The organism is Brevundimonas fontaquae (assembly GCF_017086445.1).
GTDB lineage: Bacteria > Pseudomonadota > Alphaproteobacteria > Caulobacterales > Caulobacteraceae > Brevundimonas > Brevundimonas fontaquae.
Window position 1 is genome coordinate 3,061,769 of sequence record NZ_CP070968.1, and the last position, 20,492, is coordinate 3,082,260.

The window sequence follows — 20,492 nt, forward strand, 5'->3', positions numbered from 1 at the left end:
TTCTGGCGCACAACAGATAAGGCCTTGCCGTCCCACGCAAGGGGTGACGCGCGATGATTTCTGCGCAAACCTTTCAGAGCGGCTATGTCAGCCTATATGTCGCCGTCGCGCGAACCGAGATTTCCATCCTTGCCCCACACCCGCCCGCCCTCCGACCCCGGCTTGACCCCGGAGATCGCCGAACTGGTCGCCGAGGTGCGGGCCGACACGGCCTCCCAAACCCAGATCCAGATGGACGATCCGGTCGCGCCCAAGGTCGAGGATGCGCCGACGCCCGAGACCCGTTCCATCGCCGACGAGTTGCGCTATCGCCTGAAGCAGCAGTCGCTGCTGGCGCGTTTCGGCGAGGTGGCCCTGCGCGAACGCGATCGTCAGGCACTGCTCGACGCCGCCTGCGTGGTCTGCGCCGACGGCCTGGAGACGCCCCTGTCCAAGGTCTTGATCCACAATGAAAGCCGCGACCGGCTGGTCCTGGTCGCCGGCGTCGGCTGGACCGGCGAGGTCGAGGGTCACGCCTCGCTGGGCGTCGAGCTGGATTCGCCGGCCGGCTACGCCTTCCAGACCGGCAAGCCGCTGATCTCCAACCATCTGGAGAACGAACAGCGCTTCCACACGCCCAAGCTTCTGGCCGACCACGGCGTGCGGCGCGCCATCAACGTCTTGATCCGGCCTGAGCTGGACGGTGAACCCTGGGGCGTGCTGGAGGTCGACAGCCCCGACGAGGGTCAGTTCGACGACCGCGACGCCCTGTTCCTTGACGCCTTCGCCGCCGTCGTCGGCGCCGCCATCGCCCGCCAGCAGACCGAGCAGCGGCTTCTGGCCGCCATCGAACACCAGGCCCTGCTGACGCGCGAGGTCAGCCACCGGGTCAAGAACAGCCTGTCCTTGGTCTCGAGCCTGCTGTCGATGCAGGCGCGCGGGACCGCTTCCGACGAGGTGCGCGCCGCCCTGTCTGCGGCCGGGTCGCGCATCCAGGCCATCAGCCAGGTCCACGACCAGCTGTGGCGCGGCGCCGACGTCCAGACCGTGATCCTGTCCGACTTCCTGTGTCAGCTGTGCAAAGCCATCGACGCCGGCGGCGACCGCCATGTCGTCACCTGCGAAGCGTCCGATGCGCCGTTGGGCGCCGACATCGCCATCCCGCTGGGCCTGATCGTCAACGAGCTGGTCACCAACGCCATCAAATACGCCTATGGCCCCGAGGGCGGCGGCGTCTCGGTCACCGGCCGCATCGCCGACGGACGCCTGACTGTCACGGTCGCGGACCAGGGCAAGGGCTTCGACCTGATCGCCGGCCGCAGCGACCGCAGCCTGGGTATGCGCGTGATCGACAGCCTGGTCCGCCAGATCGGCGGGACCATCGAGAATCAAACCCAAGGCGTCGGCGCGATCCTGGTGGTCGAGGCCCCGGCAATCTAGGGAACGGGTCCTAGAACTCTTCCCAACCCTCGGCGTCGGAGGTCGGCGCCAGGGCGGCGCCGCCGCGCCCGAGCGTCTTCATGGCGGTGACCGTGCGCGGCGCCGGCGATGGGGCGGGCCGTGCGGGCGCCGGGCGCTGCTGGCGCCGAGACGTTTGCCCGACCTTGAAGCGCGCGACGGCGGCGTTCAGCCCCCCGGCCTCCTGCGACAGGGAATGGCTGGCTGCGGTGGATTGCTCGACCATGGCGGCGTTCTGCTGGGTCATCTGGTCCATCTGATTGACGGCCGTGTTGACCTGCTGGAGCCCGGTCGCCTGTTCGGCGGCCGATCCAGAAATGTCGGTCACCAGGGTCTCGATCTGCGCCACATGGGCGGTGATCCGCTCCAGGCTGGCGCCCGTTTCTCCGACCAGACGCACGCCGGATTCCACCTGGCTGGCGGACTGGGTGATCAGGGACTTGATCTCCTTGGCGGCCTGGGCCGACCGTTCGGCCAGCGCCCGGACTTCGGAGGCGACGACGGCGAAGCCCCGGCCGCTTTCGCCCGCCCGCGCCGCCTCGACCCCGGCGTTCAGGGCCAAGAGGTTGGTCTGGAAGGCGATCTCGTCGATGACGCCGATGATCTGGCCGATCTCGTTCGACGAGCGTTCGATCTCGCCCATGGCCGTAATGGCGTCGCGGACCACCGCGCCGCTCTTGTCGGCGTCGCCGCGCGCGGCCTGTACCGCGCCGGCGGCCTGAACGGCGCCGGAGGCGGTCGCTCGCACGGTGGCGGTGATCTGGTCCAGGGCGGCGGCGGTTTCTTCCAGGCTGGCGGCCTGTTGCTCGGTCCGACGCGACAGGTCGTCGGCGGCCTGGGCGATCTCTCCGGCGCCGGCGTTGATGGCTCCGGCGTTTGCGGCGATGGAGCCGATGGCCTGCTGCAGCCCGTCCAGCGCCGCGTTGAAGTTGGCGCGCAGCTGCTCATAGGCGCTGGGGAATGGGTCCTGGATGCGATAGGTCAGATCGGCGCCGGCCAAGGCTTCCAGCCCCTGGCTCAGGCCGGTCACGACCGTGGCCTGCTCGCGCGCGGCGGCCTGACGCGCCTGGTCGCCGGCGGCGCGGTCCTCGTCCTCCCTCAAACGTCGCTGTTCCGCCTGGGCAGCCTCGGCCTGGGCGCGGCTGACGATCAGGGCCTGAATATCGACCACGGCGCAGGCGATGTCGCCGATCTCGTCCTTGCGGCGCGCCTCGCCCAGATGGACCTCGGTCTTGCCCTCGGCCATGGCGCGAAGGCCGCCGGTCAGCCGTCGGATGGGCGCCACCAGGCCGCGCACGCCGCCCAGGATCAGGCCGATGCTGATGAGCAGGCTCAGGATCACCGCGCCGATCATGATCAGCCGCCCTTCGACCGCCGTCGCTTCGGCCGCGTCGTGGTTCTTCAGCGCCGCCGCCTCGATCTTGTCGGCCGCGTCCCCCATGGCGGTCTCCAGGGTCGAGAACTGCGTCAGGAATTCCGGCATCATTCGCTGCGCCTGCGCCGGGTCCCGCCCGGCGGCATCCACGACCTCCCCGGCCGCGTCGACATAGGTCTTCAGCGGCGCATCGACCGATTCCAGCGCCGCCTTGATCGCCGGGTCCGTCGCCAGGGCCGTGTTGTCTGTGATCGCCTCTTCGAATGTCGCGCGATGTTCGCTCAGGGCGGCTCGGACGTCATCCAGGGCGACGCCGTTTTTAGGATCGGCGGACAGCAGGGCGGCGAAGACATCGGCGCGCAGGGCGTCGTGCATCATGTCGGCCTGCATGTGGTTGCGAAGAATGTCGCCGGACACCGCCGCGCGGTCGAGGGCCTCGCCCAGCCGGGTGTTCACCATCAGTCCGACACTGGCCGTGCCGACGGAGAGCAACAGCACCCCGATCCCGGTCGCCGTGACCTTCTTGCTGATGGTCCAGATCATGGCCGCGCTCCCGATGACGATGCGGATAGCAGCGATAGACGAACCAGGGTTAACGCTTCGCTTCCGCCGCGTCAGGGCAGGTGACGGCGACGATAAGGTCGTTCTTCATCTTTTCGGATTACGAAGGTCTCCGACAAGAAGGAGACCTGGCATGCAGAATGCGACGCCATGGACAAACGCCTGCCTGTTGGCCGTTTTGGCCGCAGGCCTCGCTCTGCCGGCCCTTCCGGCTGCGGCCCGCGTCGCCGATCCCTCCTGGACGGTGGCGGCGGAATACACGGCCGATGTCTCGGGCGTCGTCTCGGGCGGAGCGACCAGAGCGGGTCGCTATCTGGACAATCTGTCGGTCACGCTGGACGGCGACCTCGAACAGGCGATGGGCTGGCGCGGGGCTCGGCTGCATATGTCGGGCCTGTACAATGGCGGGGGCGAACCCAACGCCCTGGCCGGCACGCTGCAGGGCGTCGACAATATCGAGGTGGCCCAGCAGGGCGCGCGCCTGTTCGAGGCCTGGATCGAGCAGGATCTGGGCGGCTCGGCCTCGCTGCTGGCGGGCCTGTATGATCTCAACAGCGAATTCTACGCCACAGAGGCGTCCGGCCTGCTGATCGCGCCGCCCTTCGGCATCGGGTCGGAACTGGCCTCCACCGGCCCGAACGGCCCGGCCATCTTCCCGTCATCGTCGCTGGCGGCCCGCCTTCGGGTGGGCCAGGCCGAGGGACCTTATGGTCAGGTCGCCGTGGTCAACGCGGACGCCCGCACCCTGGGCGATCGCGGCGGCGTGGACACCAGCCTGGACGAAGGGGTGCTGGGCATCGCCGAGGCCGGCGTCGGCGGTCCGGTCCGCTACGCCGTGGGCGTCTGGCGCTACGACCAGCGTCAGGACGACATCCGCGACCTGACCCCCGACGGCGATCCCGCCCAAAGCCGCGCCCACGGCGCCTACGCCCTGCTGGAAGGCAAGCTTTTCGGAGACGCCGAGGAGGGGCCGCGCATCGACGGCTTCACGCGTCTGGGGCTGTCGGACGGCGACACCACGGATTTCAAGGGCGGCTGGCAGGCCGGGCTGCTGATGCAGCGCGTCTTCGCCGCCCGTCCTGACGGTCAGCTGTCCTTCGGCATTCACCAGGGCTGGCTGTCGGACAAGGCGCGCGCCAACATCGCCGACACGGGTCTCGATCCCAGCCGCCACGAAGAGGGGATCGAACTGACCTATGCCGACACGATCGGCCGGTTCGGCGTCCAGCCCGACATCCAGTTGATCCGCAATCCGGGCGGAGTACGCGACGCGGACGATGTCGTGGTGGTGTCCCTGCGCGTCACCGTGCCGTTGTTCTGACGGTTCGGCGCGCCAGCACCGCCCGCGCGGGGTCGAAGCCGACGACCTCGCGGATGACGATCATGCTCTTGAAGCCGCGCACGCCCTTTTCGGGGACCAGTTCGCGGATGCCGAAGGCCTCGTAGTCCTGCATGGAGCGAACGGCGACCGTCAGCAGATAGTCGGTTTCGCCCGTCACGTCCCAGCAGCCCTGAACCTCCGAGCTGGCCTTCATGGCGCGCTGGAAGGCGTCCATGACTTTACGATCCTGGGTGTTCATCTCGACCTGGACATGCAGGACGATGCGCGGCTCGACACGGGCGGGATCGATCACGGCGACGTCGGCGGCGATGACGCCCTCGGCCCGCAGGCGACGCAGGCGGCGCAGGACGGCGGACTCCGACAGACCCACCGCCTCGGCCGTCACCCGCGCCGGCTCCAGATTGTTGCGCCGGACCCGCATCAGCAGATTATGGTCAAAGTCGTCGAGCGTGACGAAATTCGTCATTACGGAGCCTCCATTGACGATTTCCGTCGCATTCAAGCGGAAAATCGCCGGGAAGCGCAAGCGGCGTTACGCTAGCTTTACGCCATGACGTCGCTGGCCCTGAAAACCCATCTGAACTCGCCGCTGGCGGCGCGCTTGATCCCCTATCTGGCGCTGTTTGCGGGCATGGTGACGCTGGCGTGCGGCACCTCCTTCGCCAAGACCCTGTTTCCGGTGATCGGGGCGGAGGGGACCTCGGCCTATCGCGTCGGGATTTCGGCCATTCTTCTGGTCGCCGTCTTCCGGCCCTGGCGGTTCCGGCTGACCCGCGCGGACGTGGGCGCCATTGCGCTGTATGGCGTCGTTCTGGGGGCGATGAACCTCAGCTTCTACATGGCCCTGCGCACCATTCCGCTGGGTCTGGCCATCGCCATCGAGTTCATGGGGCCGCTGACCCTGGCCCTGATCCATTCCCGAAAGCCCATCCATTTCGCCTGCATCGGTCTGGCGGTCGTCGGCCTGGGTTTGTTGTTGCCGCTGAAGGCCGGGGCCGGCGCCCTGGACCCCGTCGGCATGGCGCTGGCCGCCTTCGCCGGCCTGTGCTGGGCGCTGTATATCGTCTTCGGCAAGCGGCTGTCGCACCTGCACGCCGGTCAGTCGGTGGCGCTGGGCATGAGCGTCGCCGCCCTGGTCGTGGTGCCGTTCGGCGTGGCCCATGCGGGCGCCGCCCTGCTGAACCCCGCCATCATCCTGGCGGGCGTGGCGGTGGCGATCTTCTCCAGCGCCCTGCCCTATTCGCTGGAGATGGTGGCCTTGCGCAGCATCCCCAAACGCACCTTCGGCGTGGTGCTCAGCGCCGAACCGGCGGTCGGCGCCCTGGCCGGGCTTGTGATCCTGCACGAGCACCTGACCGGCCAGCAATGGCTCGCCATCGCCGCCATCGTCGCCGCCTCGATCGGCGCGATCGCGACGACACGTGAAACCCGTGTCCCGGTCGAGCCCAGCGCGCCCTAGAACGCCTCCCAGTCCTGCGTCGGGGCCGCCGACAGCCCGCCGCCGCCGGCATAGGCGCGGACGCGAGCGCGCTCGCGGTCCAGCGAGATGGGTTCGGCGCTCTTGGACAGATCGTGGACGCGGCCCGGCGCGGAGGCCTCTCCGGTCTCGAACCGTTCGACCAGATGCGCCAGCTGTTCGGTCTCGTTCTTCAGGCTCATCGCCGCCGCCGTGGTTTCCTCGACCATGGCCGCATTCTGCTGGGTGAGTTGATCCATCTGATTGATGGCGGTGTTCACCTGGCTCAATCCCGCGGCCTGTTCCTGGGCCGAACTGGCGATTTCCGAGATCAGGGCGTCCATCTCGGCCACCTTGACCGTGATCGCCGACAGGGCCTCTCCGGTTTCGTCTACCAGACGCACGCCCTGCGCCACCTCCTGGCCGGACGTCGTGATCAGGATCTTGATCTCCTTGGCGGCCTCGGCCGAGCGCTGGGCCAGGGCCCGCACCTCGGACGCCACGACGGCGAAGCCGCGTCCTGCCTCGCCCGCCCGCGCCGCCTCGACCCCGGCGTTCAGGGCCAGAAGGTTGGTCTGGAAGGCGATCTCGTCGATGACGCCGATGATGTCGCTGATCTGGGTCGAGCTGCGCTTGATGCCGTCCATGGCGGCGATCGCCTGACGCACCACCTCGCCCGAGCGGTCGGCTTCGGTCCGGGCGCCCACGGCCGCCGTTGACGCCTGTTTAGCGCCCTCCGCGCTGCGTTTCACCGTGGCCGTGATCTGGTCCAGCGCCGCCGCCGTCTCTTCAAGACTGGCGGCCTGACGTTCGGTGCGTCGCGCCAGGTCGTCGGAGGCGCCTGAAATCTCGCTGACCCCGCCCCTCAGACCCTCGACCGCGCGCAACGCCTGATCCAGGGCTTGCCGCAGACTTTCGACCGCTGAGTTATAGTCGTCGCGCACCTTCACGTGCGCGCCCTGCATGGGTGCGTCGATACGCGCGGTCAGATCCCCGGCCGACAGCTTGTTCAGCACCCCCGCCAAGGCGTCGACCAGCAAGGCCTGCGCCTTTTCCGCCTCGACCCGTTCGGCCTCGCGACGCGCGGCCTCCTGTTCGTCGGCGGTGATGTCGATGGCCAGTTTGATGACCTTCACCGGCCGTCCGTCGGGTCCGAAGACGGGGTTGTAGGAGGCCTGCAGCCAGACCTCGCGCCCGCCCTTGGCGATCCGCCGGAACTTGCGCGCCAGGAACCGCCCCGCATTCAGCTCGCGCCAGAAGGCCGCGTAGTCGGGCGACTCCGCCTCGACCGGGTCCATGAACTTGCGGTGATGCTCGCCGCGGATTTCCTCCAGACTGTAGCCCATCGTGTTCAGCAGGTTTGCATTGGCGTCGATGATCGTTCCGTCCAGATTGAACTCGATCAGCGCCTGAGACCTGCCGATGGCCTCCAGCTTTCCGTTCAGATCAGCCAATCGACCATGCGCTTCCGGCGACTTGAATTTATGCGCGAACATAGGCCCCAACCTCTTCGCTATCGGCAGACCCCCGCCCGCCTCGGTTGCAACATTAGCGCGTCCAATCATTGAAAAATGGTTTCTCGCCTGAGTTGCAACGCTTACGTACTTTTGCGGATCAGGTTGCCAGGATGCGTCGGCGCTTCATCGGTCGTTAACCACGTTGCCGCATCTGTTGAGCCCTGTTCCTGGGGTCTGATTTTTGCGCAATCTCGTCGCCGCCGTCGAAGCGATCGATCCGCTGGTCGTGACCGGCAAGGTCGCGGGCGTGTCGGGCCTGCTGATCGAGTCGCGCGGCGGCCTGTCGCGCCTCGCCGTCGGCGCCCGGGCCGAGATCGGACGGCGCGGCCACGATCCCCTGCCGGCCGAGGTGGTCGGTTTCCGCGACTCCAAGGCCCTGCTGATGCCCTTCGGTCCGGTCGAGGGCGTGGCCCCCGGCGCCGACATCCGCATCATCGATCAGGCCGCCAGCGTGCGCCCGACGACCGCCTGGCTGGGCCGCATCATCGACGCCTTCGGCCAGCCCATCGACGGCAAGGGGCCGCTGCCCCACGGCCCCGCCCCCTATCCCTTGCGCGCCCCGCCCCCGCCCGCCCATTCGCGCGGCCGGGTCGGAGAGCGGCTGGACCTGGGCGTGCGGGCCATGGACGTCTTCACCACCACCTGCCGGGGCCAGCGCCTGGGCATCTTCGCCGGTTCGGGCGTGGGCAAGTCGGTGCTGCTGTCCATGCTGGCCAAGGAGGCGACGTGCGACGCCGTGGTCGTCGGCCTGATCGGCGAACGGGGCCGCGAGGTGCGCGAGTTCGTGGAAGAGACATTGGGCGAAGAGGGGCTGAAACGCGCCGTCGTCGTGGTCGCCACGTCGGACGAACCGGCCCTGAAACGCCGCCAGTCGGCCTATATGACCATGGCCGTCGCCGAATATCTGCGCGACCAGGACCTGGAGGTGCTGTGCCTGATGGACAGCGTCACCCGCTTTGCGATGGCCCAGCGCGAGATCGGGCTGGCCGCCGGCGAGCCCCCGACCACCAAGGGTTATACCCCCACCGTCTTCACCGAACTGCCCAAGCTGCTTGAGCGCGCCGGTCCCGGCCCGATCCGCCCCGACGGCACGACGGCGGCGCCCATTACCGCCCTGTTCACCGTGCTGGTGGACGGCGGCGACCATGACGAGCCGATCGCCGACGCCGTGCGCGGTATTCTGGACGGGCATATTGTCATGGATCGCAAGATCGCCGAGCGTGGGCGCTTCCCCGCCATCGACGTGCTGAAATCGGTCAGCCGCACCCTGCCTGGCTGTCAGACCCCGCCCGAGCGCGAGCTGAACAAGCGCGCCCGCCAGTGCCTGAGCGCCTATGCCAATATGGAAGAGCTGATCAAGATCGGCGCCTACCGCACCGGCGCCGATCCCATCGTGGACCGGGCCATCGCGCTGAACCCGGCCCTCGAAGATTTTCTGGGTCAGGACAAGGACGATGCGACGCGTCTTTCCGATTCCTTTACCCGGCTGGAAGCAATCCTGAACCAAGGCATGATCAGGGAGTGATGATTTAGATGACCGCTTGGGCCCAATCCCTGATCCGCATCTCCAACTATGAGGTCGAGACGCTGCAGAAGCGCCTGGCCGAGATCGCCGAACGCCGCGCCGGCGCCGAACTCCGCATCGCCGTGCTCGACGCCGAGGCCGAGGCCGAACGCAACCGCGCCCGCATGGACGCCGAGGCCGGAATGATGCTGGGCGCCTATCTGAACGGCTGGAAATCCAGGAAGGCCGCAGCCGAAGGCGACCTGTCGGTGCTGGACGCCGAGGAAGCCGGCGCCCGCGACGCCCTGACCGGCGCCTTCGAAGAGCTGAAGAAGTTCGAACACGTCGCCGAGACCACCCGCCTGAACCAGCTGATCGCCCTCGCCAAGCGCGAAACCGCCGCCTTCGACGCGCTGGGTCTGCGCAAGCGTGCGGTCTGACGACAAACAATTTTCTCCCTCCCCCTGCGGGGGAGGGTGGTCGCGCAGCGACCGGGTGGGGCCGGCTAGGCGCCGTCGCACCGAGTTGAGACAAGACAGGTTCGTGAGTCGTCGCCCTGCCCTCCCCACCCGGCTTCGGCTTCGCCTCAGCCACCCTCCCCGGAGCGGGGAGGGAGACGCATGACGCCCACCCGCCGCACAATCCTCGCCGCCCCGCTCGCGCTCGCCGCCTGCGACCGCTTCGCCTCGGCAGAGCCGTCGCCGCCCAACGTCCCCCCGCTGAAGTCCATCGCCCCGGCTCCCTTCGGCACGGCGATCAAGGCCAGCCAGATCGACGACCCGGACTGGGTCGCGCTGGCCCGCGCTAACGTCTCCCAACTCACGCCCGAGTGGGAGATGAAGATGGAGTACATCCTGGCGAACGGCCTGGACCGGCCCAACTTCGACCGCTCGGACCGTATCGCCGCCTTCGCCCAGGCTGAGGGCATGGCGATGCATGGCCACACCCTGATTTGGTACGCGCAGGGCAAGGAGGCCTTCGCCGGGCTGTCGGGCGCCGCCTTCGACCGCGCCTTCGACGGCTATATCGCAACGGTCGCCGGCCGCTATCGCGGCAAGGTGCGCAGCTGGGACGTGGTCAATGAGCCGATCCTGGACGACGGCTCGGGCATGCGTGACTGCCACTGGTCGGCGCGATACGGCCACGACGGCTATATCCTGCGCGCCTTCGAAAAGGCCCGGATCGCGGATCCTGACGCCGTCCTGTTTCTCAACGAATACAATCAGGAAAGCGTGCCGGCCAAGGGCGCGCAGTTCCTGAAACTGGTCGAGCGGCTGCTGAAGGCCGACTGTCCGCTGCAGGGCCTGGGCCTGCAATCCCACCTGTGGATCGACATCCCCGAGGGTGTCATCGCCGCCTATATGCGCGAGATCAGCCAGTTCGGCCTGCCGATCCATGTGTCCGAGCTGGACTGCACCCTGCGCACCGAAAACCGGCTGGACCTCCGCAGCCAGGCCGACCGGATCGCGGCCCAGGGCGCGCGCGTCACCGAACTGGCCTCGGCCTTCGCCGCCCTGCCCAGGGCCCAGCAGTTCGCCTTCACCGTCTGGGGCCTGCGCGACACCGACAGCTGGTATCGCCAGGGCGACAAGGACGACGGCCGGGACAAGCCCCTGCCCTTCGACAGCTTTGGCCGTCCCAATCCGATGGCGGCCGCCATCGCGGCAGGCTTCAAGACCGCCGCCTGACGACAGGCCTCTGAATACGGAAACGCCCGGCCGTCTTGCGACAGCCGGGCGTTCCTGTGCGAACCGGAGGGAGCGGCCGGTTTACTTCTTCTTGGCGGTCGCGGCGGCCGGCGCCTGGACCGAGGTCTGGGCCTGGGCTTGATGACCCCGGCGGTGCGCACGCGGGGCGCGGGCCGACGGCGCGGGGGTCGTCGCCGAAGCGGTCGCAGCCGGACGAGCGGTCATGGCGGTCGAGGGCGTGGGCTTGGCGCCGGCGAAGGCCGCGCCGCTGGTCAGGGCGACGAAGGCGACGGCGGAAACGGCGGCGGCGGTGCGGAAGGATTTCATGTCGATGTCTTTCGTTTGAAGGTCGAAGTCTCAGGCGTGTCGGGTGTCCTGCCGGCCGGGGACGTCGGCAGGACCAGCAAGGCGTCGGGCCTTACTTCTTCTTGGCGGGCGTCACGGCGCGGTGGGTGCGGGCGTGGCGGACCCGATGATGCGCACGGGCGGAGGCGGCGGGGCGGGCGTGAGCGCCCGACGACGGGGCCAAAGGCGTGCCGGCGAAGGCTGCGCCGCTGGTCAGGATCACCAGGGCGGCGGCGCCGAAAGCGGCGGTGGAACGGAAGGACTTCATGGCGGGTCTTTCTGTGTGTTTGGCGTCCGGCCTCGTGTCGGACAGTCACTGTTTCGGACCCGCGTCCGGCCGGTTCGCGGCCGGTCGGTGTCGCCGCGTATCGTCGGCGAAGAGAATTGTGTCCGACTGTATCCGCCGCGCTTTGGCCATGAGACAGGACGACAGATCGCGCTTCTTCCCGCTCGCCGAACGCCAATGTCCCAGACCTCCGCCGCCCCTGTCCTTCTGGTCGTCGACGACGACCGCGAGATCCGAAACCTGTTGTCCGACCATCTGGAACAGCACGGGTTTCGCACGGTGAAGGCCGCCGACGGCCGGGCGATGAAGGCGGCGCTAGAGGCTGGCCCGGTCGATCTGGTGGTGCTGGACCTGAACCTGCCGGACGAGGACGGCCTGTCGCTGTGTCGCGGCATCCGCGCGGCGTCCAAGACTCCCGTCATCATCCTGACGGCGCGCGGCGATCCCATCGACCGGATCGTGGGGCTGGAGATGGGCGCGGACGACTATATGGCCAAGCCGTTCGAGCCGCGCGAGCTGGTGGCCCGCATCCGCACTGTCCTGCGCCGCACCGGCGGCGAGGCGACGACGAACGAAGGGCGACACGCCGACTTCTCCGGCTGGTCGCTGGACATCGCCGCGCGGGCGCTGACGGCTCCGGACGGACGGCTGGCCCCGCTGTCGGGCGCCGACTTCGACCTGCTGCACGCCCTGGTCAGGAACGGCGGCAAGCCCCTGTCGCGCGAGCGGATCCGCGCCCTGTCCACCGTCGCCGACGCCGACGACCGCGCCATCGACCTGAGGGTCAGCCGCCTGCGCCAGAAGCTGGGCGACGACGCCAAGGCCCCGGCCCTGATCCGGACGGTGCGCAGCCTGGGCTATATGCTGGTCGGACCCGTCACATGGCGCGCCTGACCCCGCGCCACGGCCGGGCCGAGGCCGAGACCACGCGGCTGTTCCTGCTGCTGCTGGTCGGCGCCCTGCTGGCGGCGGGCGTGACCTTCGCCGCCCTGGGCCTGAACCATCGCCATCGCCTGTCCCAGGCCCATGACTTCACCACCGCCGAACGGATCGTGGATTTGGCCGGCTCCAGCGACGATCCCGCCGCCGGCCTGACGGACGGCCTGCCCGCTGCGGCCGGCCAAAGACTGGGCGCGCCCGATCCGTCGCTGACCCATGCGGTCGCCGAGGCGCTGAAGCGGCGGGGTGTGGACGGGGTCTCGGTCAAGGCGTTCGAGGCCTCGGCCGGGGCCTGCGGCGCCGCGACCGATCGCCTGCGGTGCCGCATCCTGGTCCTGCGGCCGGTCAATGGCGCGCCCGTCCCGGTGGCGATCAGCCTGCCGCCCGCTCCGCGCCCGTGGACGCTCAGCCGCGAGGCCGCTGTTCTGCTGTTTGCGGGTCTGGCCGCCGTGCTGTTGACCGGCTGGATGGCGTCGCGGCTGGCGGCCGGGCCGCTGAACCGTCTGTCCCGGGGGGCCGTCGCCCTCAGTCACGATCTGGATCGCCCGCCCCTGACCGAGGAGGGCGCGCGCGAGGTCCGCGAAGCCGCCGCCGCCCTGAACGCCATGCAGACCCGGCTGAAGGCCCTGATCGAGGATCGCACGCGCGTTCTGGCCGCCGTCGCCCACGACCTGCAGACGCCCCTGACCCGGATGCGACTGCGTGTCGAAAAGATCGAGGACGAGACCCTGCGCGCCCAGTTCATCAGCGACCTGGCGGGGATGCAGCATCTGGTCCGCGAAGGCCTGGACCTGGCCCGGATCGAAACCACGGTCGAAGCCGTGACCCCCGTCGATCTGGACGCGCTGCTGTCCGCCATCTGCGAGGACGCGGCCGAGGCGGGCCAGCCGGTCGTTTTCACCCAGGGCTGTCACGCCGTCGTGCCGACCCGGCCCCAGGCCCTGCGCCGCTGCCTGACCAATCTGATCGACAACGCCGTCCGCCACGGCGGCGATGCGGCCGTCAGCGCCGTGCGCGACGACCATGCGGTCCGCCTGATCGTGCGCGACCACGGTCCCGGCGTGGCGCCCGACCAGTTGGAGAAACTGTTCGAGCCCTTCTACCGCCTCGATCCGTCCCGCTCGCGCGACAGCGGCGGCTCCGGCCTGGGCCTGACCATCGCGCGACGCATGGCCGAACGCGCCGGCGCCCGTCTGACCCTCGCCAACGCCGACGGCGGCGGGCTGGAGGCGACCCTGACCTTTCCGCAGCCCTGACGAAAAGGTCGCGGCGCCTGCATCCGTTCGCCGCTCTCGCCGCCTCTCTCTGAAAGCGTTAGCGTGACGCGTTCAGGAGACCGCCCCTTGCCTCATTCGTCCCTCGCCCGCCGTCGTCCGGCCATCCTGCTGGCCGCCAGCGCCCTGGCCCTCACGCTCAGCCCGCTGGCCAGCGGTCCGGCCGCCGCCCAGGACGCGGCGCGCATGGACCAGGTGATCCGCGCCTCCAGCGACGCCGACGCCTTTTCCGGCGCCGTCCTGGTCGCCCGCAACGGTCGCATCCTTCTCGATCAGGGCTACGGCCTGGCCAATCGCGAGTGGAACATTCCCAACGACGGTGATGTGAAGTTCCGCCTGGGCTCGCTGTCGAAACAGTTCACCGCCGTCGCGGTCATGCTGCTGAACCAGCAGGGCAAGCTGGATCTGGATGCGCCGATCAAGACCTGGCTGCCCGACGCCCCGGCCGCCTGGGACGCGATCACCCCGCGCCATCTGCTCAGCCACACGGCGGGCGTGCCCAACTTCACCGACTTTTCCGACTTCGAGGCCCAGAAGACCCGGCCCGCGACGCTGCCGCAGCTGATCGCCCGCTTCCGCGACCGGCCGCTGGACTTCGCGCCAGGCTCCCGGTTCGCCTATTCCAACTCGGGCTATGTGCTGCTCAGCGCCATCATCGAGGCGGCCAGCGGCCAGACCTACGCCGACTTCGTAAACGCCAATCTGTTCCAGCCGCTGGGCATGAGCGACAGCGGTTACGACCGCCACGACGTGATACTGCCCCGCCGCGCCTCGGGCTATGCGCCGGGCGCCGACGGCGTCGTCAACGCCGACTATGTGGACATGACCATCCCCACCGGCGCCGGCGCCCTGTATTCGACCACCCACGACCTGCTGAAGTGGGAACAGGGCCTGTTCGGCGGGCGGCTGCTGAACGCCCAATCCATGACCGCCCTGACGACGCCGGTGCACAACGGCTACGCCATGGGGCTGGTGGTTGCCGAGGCCGACGGCAAGCGTCTGATCTGGCACAACGGGGGCATCGAGGGCTTCAACACCTATATGGCCTATGATCCGGGCGAACGGACCGCCGTCATCGTCCTGGGCAATCTGAACGGCGAGGCGCCCGACAAGCTGGGCGCGGCGCTCGTCACCCTGGCGCGCGGCGGAACCGTCACCCTGCCCAGCGAACGCCGCGCGGTCGTCCTCTCGTCCGAGGTGCTGAAGGCTTATGAGGGCGTCTACAATCTGTCCCCGACCTTCGCCCTGACGATCTCGGTCGTGGACGGCAAACTAATGGCCCAAGCCACCGGCCAGCCGGCCTTCGCACTGACGGCGGAAGCTGAGAACGCCTTCTACCTGACCGCCGTCGACGCCCAGATCACCTTCACCCGCGACGCAGCCGGCGCCGTCGAAGGCCTGGTCCTGCACCAGGGCGGCCGCGACATGCCGGCCAAGCGTCAGTAAGGCCGAAGCCATATCGGCGTCGGCCTAGAACACCTTGTTCAGGCCGGCGTCCTTCAACGTGCCGTTCGCCGTGTGTCGCGATTTGATGTCGCCATCGACGGTGAAGCGCTTGCCGTTGATCGGGCTTTCCCAAACCTCATGGTCGCCGCGACCTTGGCGAACGAACCAGCAGCCGGCGTCCTTGAGCTTGCGCTTGACGTCCGCGGTGTAGCTCAAGCGGCCAGGCCCAGCCTGACCCGGGTGCTGGCGTGAGCGATCAGTTCGATCGGCACATCTCGTGGATAGGCGTTCTCGCCCTCGCTGCCTTCCAGCAGGTCCTGAATCGCGCCGGGTATGCGTTCGATCAGCGCTTCCAGCGTGGCGGCCTCGATCCGAAGTCCGTGAACATCGCTGGACTCGGTCAGCCAAACGCCCGCTTCCGGGTCGAAGACGGCTTTGACGACGATGACCTTGCTCATGACAACTCCAGTTAAGGACAGCATATGGGTGTCGCCCAGAGGCTGAGTCAAATCCGACCGCACGACGCGACCATCATCCCGCCCCCCAACGCAAAACGCCCGCCGTCTCCGGCGGGCGTTTCGAAATCGCGGATCGAAGGTCGATCAGGCGGCGACGGTGACGACGCCTTCGGCCGGGTCGCGCAGGACATAGCCGCGGCCCCAGACGGTTTCGATATAGTGTTTGCCGTCGGCGGCGGTGGCCAGCTTCTTGCGCAGCTTGCAGATGAAGACGTCGATGATCTTCAGCTCGGGCTCGTCCATGCCGCCGTACAGGTGGTTCAGGAACATTTCCTTGGTCAGGGTCGTGCCCTTGCGGAGCGAGAGCAGCTCCAGCATCTGGTATTCCTTGCCCGTCAGGTGGACGCGGTGACCGTTCACCTCGACCGTCTTGGCGTCCAGGTTCACGGCGATCTCGCCGGTGTGGATGATCGCCTGGGCGTGACCCTTGGAGCGGCGGACCACGGCGTGGGTGCGCGCGATCAGTTCGTCCTTGTGGAAGGGCTTGGTCATATAGTCGTCGGCACCGCCGCCGAAGGTCTTGACCTTGGTTTCGATCTCGTGGCTGCCCGACAGGATCATGACCGGGGTGTTAACCTTGCCGACGCGCAGCTGGCGCAGCACTTCCAGGCCGCTCATGTCCGGCAGGTTCAGGTCAAGAAGAATGAGGTCGTAGTCATAGATCTTGCCCAGATCGATGCCTTCCTCGCCCAGATCCGTCGTATAGACGTTGAAGCCTTCCGACTTCAGCATCAGTTCGATGCTTTGGGCGGTTGCGTGATCGTCTTCAATCAACAGGACGCGCATACGTGCCCCTCCAGGCAAAAGCTTTGCGGTAACCACCCTGACACACGGCCGGGTAACCTTGTTCGCAAGTTAAGACGTGAAAACCTTAAGAAGGGTTAACGCCATCCAATTGAGGCGAATCTAGGCTGATTTGCGAATCGGCGTCGAGGGGCTGGAGTCAACGATTCGAAATTTATTAACCATGTTGGTTGGCGTGAGTGGCGAGTGACGGGTGATGAGTGGCGAGGCATCAGACCGTTGGCCATCAGAACATCTGCCGCTCGCTACATGCCGCTGGATCGCTCCCAAGTTCGTACGCCTACTCGCCACTCGCTACTCGCCACTCGCCACTCGCCACTCAGCACGCACAACGTCCCACCTGCAACCCCAAGGCGGTTAAGCCGCCACGACCGATTTTGGCGCATAGTAGGACAATATTCCTATCGCGACGTCGCAGCCGCCTATGATGCCGGCGTCGAGAGTTAGTGAGAGGGAGACGTTTCGTGCTGGAGGAATACAGGGTGCCGGTCACCGAGGAGGATCAGGTCAAGGCCGGGCTGGCCATTCATCTGATCGCGGCGCGCACCGGCGCCCATCCGTCGCAGATGACCGGTCGGGGTCGGATGAACCCCCGCGCGGCCCGCCCGCGCTGGCTGGCCATGTATCTGTCGCACGTCGCCTACGGCTGGACGATGGAGCGGGTCGGACACGTCTTCGGCGTCAATCGCGCCAGCGTCGGCGCCGCCTGCCGCTGGGTCGAGGACGAGCGCGAACAGCGCAGCATCGACGATCTGATGAACGACCTCGAAGGCTGCATCCAGGGCCTGTATCAGTCGCCCCGCCTGGAGCTGCCGCAATGAGCCGGCTTCTGGAACGCGCGCGCGATCTGATGGCCAAGCCCGGCGCCTGGCTGTCGGCCGAGGGCGGCGCCTATGCCTTGCGTCTGTCGCCGGATCGCCGCAGCCGCATCAGCCTGACCCTGACCGAGACCGAGTTTCGCGCCCTGATCGACCAGCCCGGCCTGCGCGTGCGGCCCGGCGGCGGCTGGTCGGGACGCGCCCAGCCGGACCCGACGCCGTCCCCCGCCCCCGGCCGTCCCGGCTTCGTGGCGGGTGAGCGCGACCTGATGCAGCCGGACGGCCGCATGGTCCGCGCATTGGCCAATCTGGGCGAAAGCCCCATCGCCTGGCTGGCGCGGCGCAAGGATGCGTCCGGCCGCCCCTGGCTGACCCCGGCCGAGGCCGCCGCCGGCGAACGGCTGCGGCGCGAGGCGGAACAGGCGACCAAGGGCGCCTCGGTCACCATGCGCTGGGACGCTCTGCCGACCGCCGACTCGGGAACCGCCGCGCGGATGGAGCCGACCGACCGCGCCCTGTCCGCCGCCCGCCGCGTCGAACAGGCGCTGACCGCCGTCGGCCCGCGCCTTCGCCCCATCCTGACCCGCATCTGCATCCACGGCGACAGCCTGCAATTGGCCGAAACGGGCCTCGGCCTGCGCCGCCGCCAAGGCAAGACCGTCCTGAAACAGGCGCTCCAGGCGCTGGCGGATCACTATGGGATGGGATGAAGTGCACAGATTGCACTGGATTTCTGACGCACGATCCGGACGTGGCAAATGTCGGGTTCGGGTGAAAAGCAGACCTTGTCGCTGGGAGCTTCCGCATTGCCGAAGGTTAACTTGATGGGGGTCGGACGAGACGACAAGGGTGCGCTCACGCGAGACGGTCGCGATCGAGGAAGCTGTCATGGTTAAGTTCACAGCCATCTTGGCCGCCGCATTTTTTGCGGCCGCGACGGCGCAGGCGCGCCCCGCTCAAAGCGACGTCAATGACGCTGGCCTGTCGCCGCTATCAGGTCTCGAGACGGCGGCGCCTCGGCTGCTATCGAGCCTGAAGATTGCGAGTCTCTCGGTCGCTATTCTGAAAGACGGGGAGATTGCTGAAGCCCGCGCGTGGGGACAGGCGTCGCCTGGCCAATCTGCAACAACCGAAACCCTCTACAATGTCGCGTCTCTGACGAAGCCTGTGAGCGCCGAGGTGGCGATGCGCCTTGCTGCCCAGGGACGGATTTCGCTCGACGAGCCTATGTCGGCCTATTGGGTGGATCCGGATGTGGCGGATGATCCTCGGTCGGGTCGACTGACACCCCGCCTTGTGATGAGCCATAGGAGCGGATTACCGAACTGGCGCCCGGCGGGGGGTGGTAAGCTCAGCTTCATCACTGAACCTGGCGAAACCTTCGGTTACTCTGGAGAGGGCTTTGAATGGCTGGCGCGGTTCATCGAGGCGAAAACCGACGAGCCTTTCGAAGATCTCGCTCAAGCACTCGTGTTCGAACCGGGCGCTATGCGCGATACCGCCTATACAAGACGAACGTGGGTTGAGGGCCGTCTCGCCGTCCCTTTCGACGCCGATCTCAATGTCCTGGCGCCGCAAGTGGCCGACCATTTCTTCGCGTCCGACGACCTAATTTCGACACCCCAGGATTACGCTCGCTTTTTGGTTGGGATGCTTAGAAAGCAAGGGGTCACACCCGATCTTTTCGCCGATAGGGAAAAGCTCCAAACTGTCCGTCGCACGCAAACCTGTCTGGCTGATGAGCCGGGCTGTGTGGCCGAAGATGGATTCGGTTTAGGTTGGGAGACCTTTCTGATCGGTGGGCGGCGTTTCCTGATGCACACCGGCATGGACGATGGGACCTTCACCTTCGTCTATCTGGAACCCCAGACCGGCGCGGGCCTCGTGCTGTTCACCAACAGCGCAAATGGCTGGAAGGCAGTCCTCCCCGTGCTTGAAGTGACAGGCGCAGATGCCGGGTTCATCGCTCATCTTCGGAGGAGTATTTCGTGAGAAGCATGCTCACGACCCTGAGACAGGCGAGCACGTTTCTATGAACGTGAAGGCCAGGGCGATGAACGTCCGGTGAGCTGGACGAAGTTTGCCCAGATGTGGAAGCTGGAGGGCAGCTCGTGGGAGTTGGCGCGGGTGTTGGGTTACGATCACGGCCCCCTGCCCTGGGCTCGCAGGGATGGAAACGGCGCATTGCCCGAACGTCTGACATGGGTCGAAAGCCGAAGCAGCCATCACGTCGGCAGACTGAAGGCCAGCGAGCGGAACAGGATCAGGTTCTGCTGGGACGCATAGACCACGCGGCTGAGGTCGGTCGCCTCGGGCGGCGGCGGCACATGCAGCGCCATCGACAGCAGATTGGTCAGGACGATGGTGGCCAACAGGAACAGCGGCGGGCTGAGCGCATCGTCGTAGCGACGCTCCTCGCTGTCGCTCTGCTCGCGGTCCGGATAGTCCATCGCCGCCAGCGGCCCGCGCAGGATGCGCCACAGGGTCAGGGGATAGAAGACCAGCCAGCTGACCGCCTCGAAGAGAAACTCCTCGAAACTGCGCAGGATCTTCAGCAGGTCCATTCGCGCCCCCGGTTACGACCCCGCGATCGTGGGTCGCCGGGCCGGCGGTTGCAACCCCCGACTACTGAACCGCCAGCGCCGCCTCGCGGATGCGGCCGACCATGCTGTTCAAGCCATTGGCGCGCTGGCGCGTCAGGGCCGAGGGCAGGCCCAGCCGATCCAGCGCCGCGCGGGCGTCGAAGGCGACGATCTCCGCCGCCGTGCGGCCGGAGTACAGTTTCAGCAGCAGGGCGATATTGCCCTTGGACAGGGCGCTGTCGCTGTCTGCGGCGAACCACAGCCGCCCGTCGTCCTGCGTCGTCGCCAGCCAGACCTGGGCCGCACAGCCCGGCACCTTGTTGGCCTCGATGCGGTCGGCCTCGTCCAGCGGGGCCAGCCCCTTGCCCAGTTCGATGACATATTCGATCCGCTGCTCCCAATCGCCCAGTAAGTCGAAATCCTCGGCCAGTTCGGCCAGGGTCTGGTCCAGGGTGTCGGTCGGGGGCGTGCGGTCGGTCATGCGCCGCCAGATAGGCCGCGCGGCCGTTAACGACAACCGGCCGTTTTGTCCCCCGATATTCATGGTGAACGCCGCAATGGGGTTCGCCTCAGGGGGGAGCGGCCTCGCACCGACTCAGC

Annotated in this window: 22 protein-coding genes; 12 read left to right on the plus strand and 10 right to left on the minus strand. The window is 67.7% G+C overall.

All coding sequences use genetic code 11. The annotated features are described in order from the left end of the window. The first annotated feature begins 129 nt into the window (after positions 1-129). Entirely contained in the window at positions 130-1,419 is a 1,290-nt protein-coding gene (locus tag JX001_RS14890) for a sensor histidine kinase (protein ID WP_241004673.1), read from the plus strand. Positions 1,420-1,429: 10 nt separating this feature from the next. Here the strand turns inward: JX001_RS14890 and JX001_RS14895 are convergent, their stop codons facing one another. Next, on the minus strand, positions 1,430-3,355 hold the full coding sequence (locus JX001_RS14895) for a methyl-accepting chemotaxis protein (RefSeq protein WP_205681604.1): 1,926 nt from the start codon (positions 3,353-3,355) through the stop codon (positions 1,430-1,432). Positions 3,356-3,506: 151 nt separating this feature from the next. On the opposite strand from JX001_RS14895, the gene JX001_RS14900 reads away from it, so the two are divergent. Then, positions 3,507-4,694: a carbohydrate porin gene (locus JX001_RS14900; RefSeq protein WP_205681605.1), complete on the plus strand. Its 1,188-nt coding sequence runs from the start codon at positions 3,507-3,509 to the stop codon at positions 4,692-4,694. Here the strand turns inward: JX001_RS14900 and JX001_RS14905 are convergent. Beyond that, entirely contained in the window at positions 4,675-5,181 is a 507-nt protein-coding gene (locus JX001_RS14905) for an Lrp/AsnC family transcriptional regulator (RefSeq protein WP_241004674.1), read from the minus strand. The genes JX001_RS14900 and JX001_RS14905 overlap by 20 nt on opposite strands. 84 nt (positions 5,182-5,265) lie before the next feature. Here JX001_RS14905 and JX001_RS14910 point away from each other — a divergent pair, with 84 nt between their 5' ends. After that, entirely contained in the window at positions 5,266-6,174 is a 909-nt protein-coding gene (locus JX001_RS14910; RefSeq protein WP_205681607.1) for an EamA family transporter, read from the plus strand. Here the strand turns inward: JX001_RS14910 and JX001_RS14915 are convergent. Then, positions 6,171-7,667 carry a methyl-accepting chemotaxis protein gene (locus JX001_RS14915; protein WP_205681608.1) on the minus strand — a complete coding sequence of 499 codons (1,497 nt, stop codon included), beginning with the start codon at positions 7,665-7,667 and terminating at the stop codon, positions 6,171-6,173. The two genes, JX001_RS14910 and JX001_RS14915, sit on opposite strands and share 4 nt — an antisense overlap. Positions 7,668-7,869: 202 nt before the next feature. On the opposite strand from JX001_RS14915, the gene fliI reads away from it, so the two are divergent. From fliI to JX001_RS14930, 3 genes are all read left to right on the plus strand, one after another. Then, positions 7,870-9,213 (plus strand): flagellar protein export ATPase FliI, encoded by a 1,344-nt coding sequence (gene fliI / locus JX001_RS14920; protein WP_205681609.1) that lies wholly within the window; start codon positions 7,870-7,872, stop codon positions 9,211-9,213. An 8-nt stretch (positions 9,214-9,221) separates the two neighbouring features. Beyond that, positions 9,222-9,632 carry a flagellar export protein FliJ gene (locus JX001_RS14925; RefSeq protein ID WP_205681610.1) on the plus strand — a complete coding sequence of 137 codons (411 nt, stop codon included), beginning with the start codon at positions 9,222-9,224 and terminating at the stop codon, positions 9,630-9,632. A gap of 180 nt (positions 9,633-9,812) precedes the next feature. Continuing rightward, positions 9,813-10,880: an endo-1,4-beta-xylanase gene (locus JX001_RS14930; protein ID WP_205681611.1), complete on the plus strand. Its 1,068-nt coding sequence runs from the start codon at positions 9,813-9,815 to the stop codon at positions 10,878-10,880. Positions 10,881-10,961: 81 nt separating this feature from the next. Here JX001_RS14930 and JX001_RS14935 read toward each other — a convergent pair whose 3' ends face one another. Together JX001_RS14935 and JX001_RS14940 are read right to left on the minus strand one after the other, a co-directional pair. Then, positions 10,962-11,207, minus strand: a complete 246-nt coding sequence (locus tag JX001_RS14935; RefSeq protein ID WP_205681612.1) for a hypothetical protein — start codon at positions 11,205-11,207, stop codon at positions 10,962-10,964. A 91-nt stretch (positions 11,208-11,298) separates the two neighbouring features. Beyond that, positions 11,299-11,493: a hypothetical protein gene (locus JX001_RS14940; protein WP_205681613.1), complete on the minus strand. Its 195-nt coding sequence runs from the start codon at positions 11,491-11,493 to the stop codon at positions 11,299-11,301. A gap of 195 nt (positions 11,494-11,688) precedes the next feature. Here JX001_RS14940 and JX001_RS14945 point away from each other — a divergent pair, with 195 nt between their 5' ends. The 3 genes from JX001_RS14945 (at position 11,689) to JX001_RS14955 (ending at position 15,170) form a co-directional block, all read left to right on the plus strand. Then, positions 11,689-12,405: a response regulator gene (locus JX001_RS14945; protein ID WP_205681614.1), complete on the plus strand. Its 717-nt coding sequence runs from the start codon at positions 11,689-11,691 to the stop codon at positions 12,403-12,405. Then, positions 12,393-13,706: a sensor histidine kinase gene (locus JX001_RS14950; RefSeq protein WP_205681615.1), complete on the plus strand. Its 1,314-nt coding sequence runs from the start codon at positions 12,393-12,395 to the stop codon at positions 13,704-13,706. The genes JX001_RS14945 and JX001_RS14950 overlap by 13 nt, the downstream gene beginning before the upstream one ends. 87 nt (positions 13,707-13,793) lie before the next feature. Next, positions 13,794-15,170 (plus strand): serine hydrolase, encoded by a 1,377-nt coding sequence (locus JX001_RS14955; protein WP_241004675.1) that lies wholly within the window; start codon positions 13,794-13,796, stop codon positions 15,168-15,170. A 24-nt stretch (positions 15,171-15,194) separates the two neighbouring features. On the opposite strand, the gene JX001_RS14960 is transcribed toward JX001_RS14955, so the two are convergent. The 3 genes from JX001_RS14960 to ctrA form a co-directional block, all read right to left on the minus strand. Then, positions 15,195-15,386 (minus strand): type II toxin-antitoxin system HicA family toxin, encoded by a 192-nt coding sequence (locus tag JX001_RS14960; RefSeq protein ID WP_205681616.1) that lies wholly within the window; start codon positions 15,384-15,386, stop codon positions 15,195-15,197. Further along, positions 15,383-15,628, minus strand: coding sequence for a DUF1902 domain-containing protein (locus JX001_RS14965; RefSeq protein WP_017505851.1), 246 nt, complete (start codon positions 15,626-15,628; stop codon positions 15,383-15,385). The genes JX001_RS14960 and JX001_RS14965 overlap by 4 nt, the downstream gene beginning before the upstream one ends. 144 nt (positions 15,629-15,772) lie before the next feature. Next, positions 15,773-16,474 carry a response regulator transcription factor CtrA gene (gene ctrA, locus JX001_RS14970; protein ID WP_017505852.1) on the minus strand — a complete coding sequence of 234 codons (702 nt, stop codon included), beginning with the start codon at positions 16,472-16,474 and terminating at the stop codon, positions 15,773-15,775. Between the two features lie 482 nt (positions 16,475-16,956). Between ctrA and JX001_RS14975 the strand changes: the two genes are divergently transcribed. From JX001_RS14975 to JX001_RS14985, 3 genes are all read left to right on the plus strand, one after another. Next, entirely contained in the window at positions 16,957-17,313 is a 357-nt protein-coding gene (locus JX001_RS14975; RefSeq protein ID WP_174087221.1) for a chromosomal replication initiator DnaA, read from the plus strand. Next, positions 17,310-18,020, plus strand: a complete 711-nt coding sequence (locus JX001_RS14980) for a DUF6456 domain-containing protein (protein WP_205681617.1) — start codon at positions 17,310-17,312, stop codon at positions 18,018-18,020. Before JX001_RS14975 ends, JX001_RS14980 begins: the two co-directional genes overlap by 4 nt. A 178-nt stretch (positions 18,021-18,198) precedes the next feature. Further along, a complete protein-coding gene (locus JX001_RS14985; protein WP_205681618.1) occupies positions 18,199-19,302 on the plus strand; it encodes a serine hydrolase domain-containing protein in 1,104 nt (367 codons plus the stop codon). A gap of 233 nt (positions 19,303-19,535) precedes the next feature. Here the strand turns inward: JX001_RS14985 and JX001_RS14990 are convergent, their stop codons facing one another. Both JX001_RS14990 and JX001_RS14995 read right to left on the minus strand, forming a co-directional pair. Beyond that, positions 19,536-19,874 carry a hypothetical protein gene (locus tag JX001_RS14990; RefSeq protein WP_205681619.1) on the minus strand — a complete coding sequence of 113 codons (339 nt, stop codon included), beginning with the start codon at positions 19,872-19,874 and terminating at the stop codon, positions 19,536-19,538. 61 nt (positions 19,875-19,935) lie between these two features. Then, entirely contained in the window at positions 19,936-20,373 is a 438-nt protein-coding gene (locus JX001_RS14995) for a SufE family protein (protein WP_205681620.1), read from the minus strand. Between the last annotated feature and the right edge of the window lie 119 nt (positions 20,374-20,492).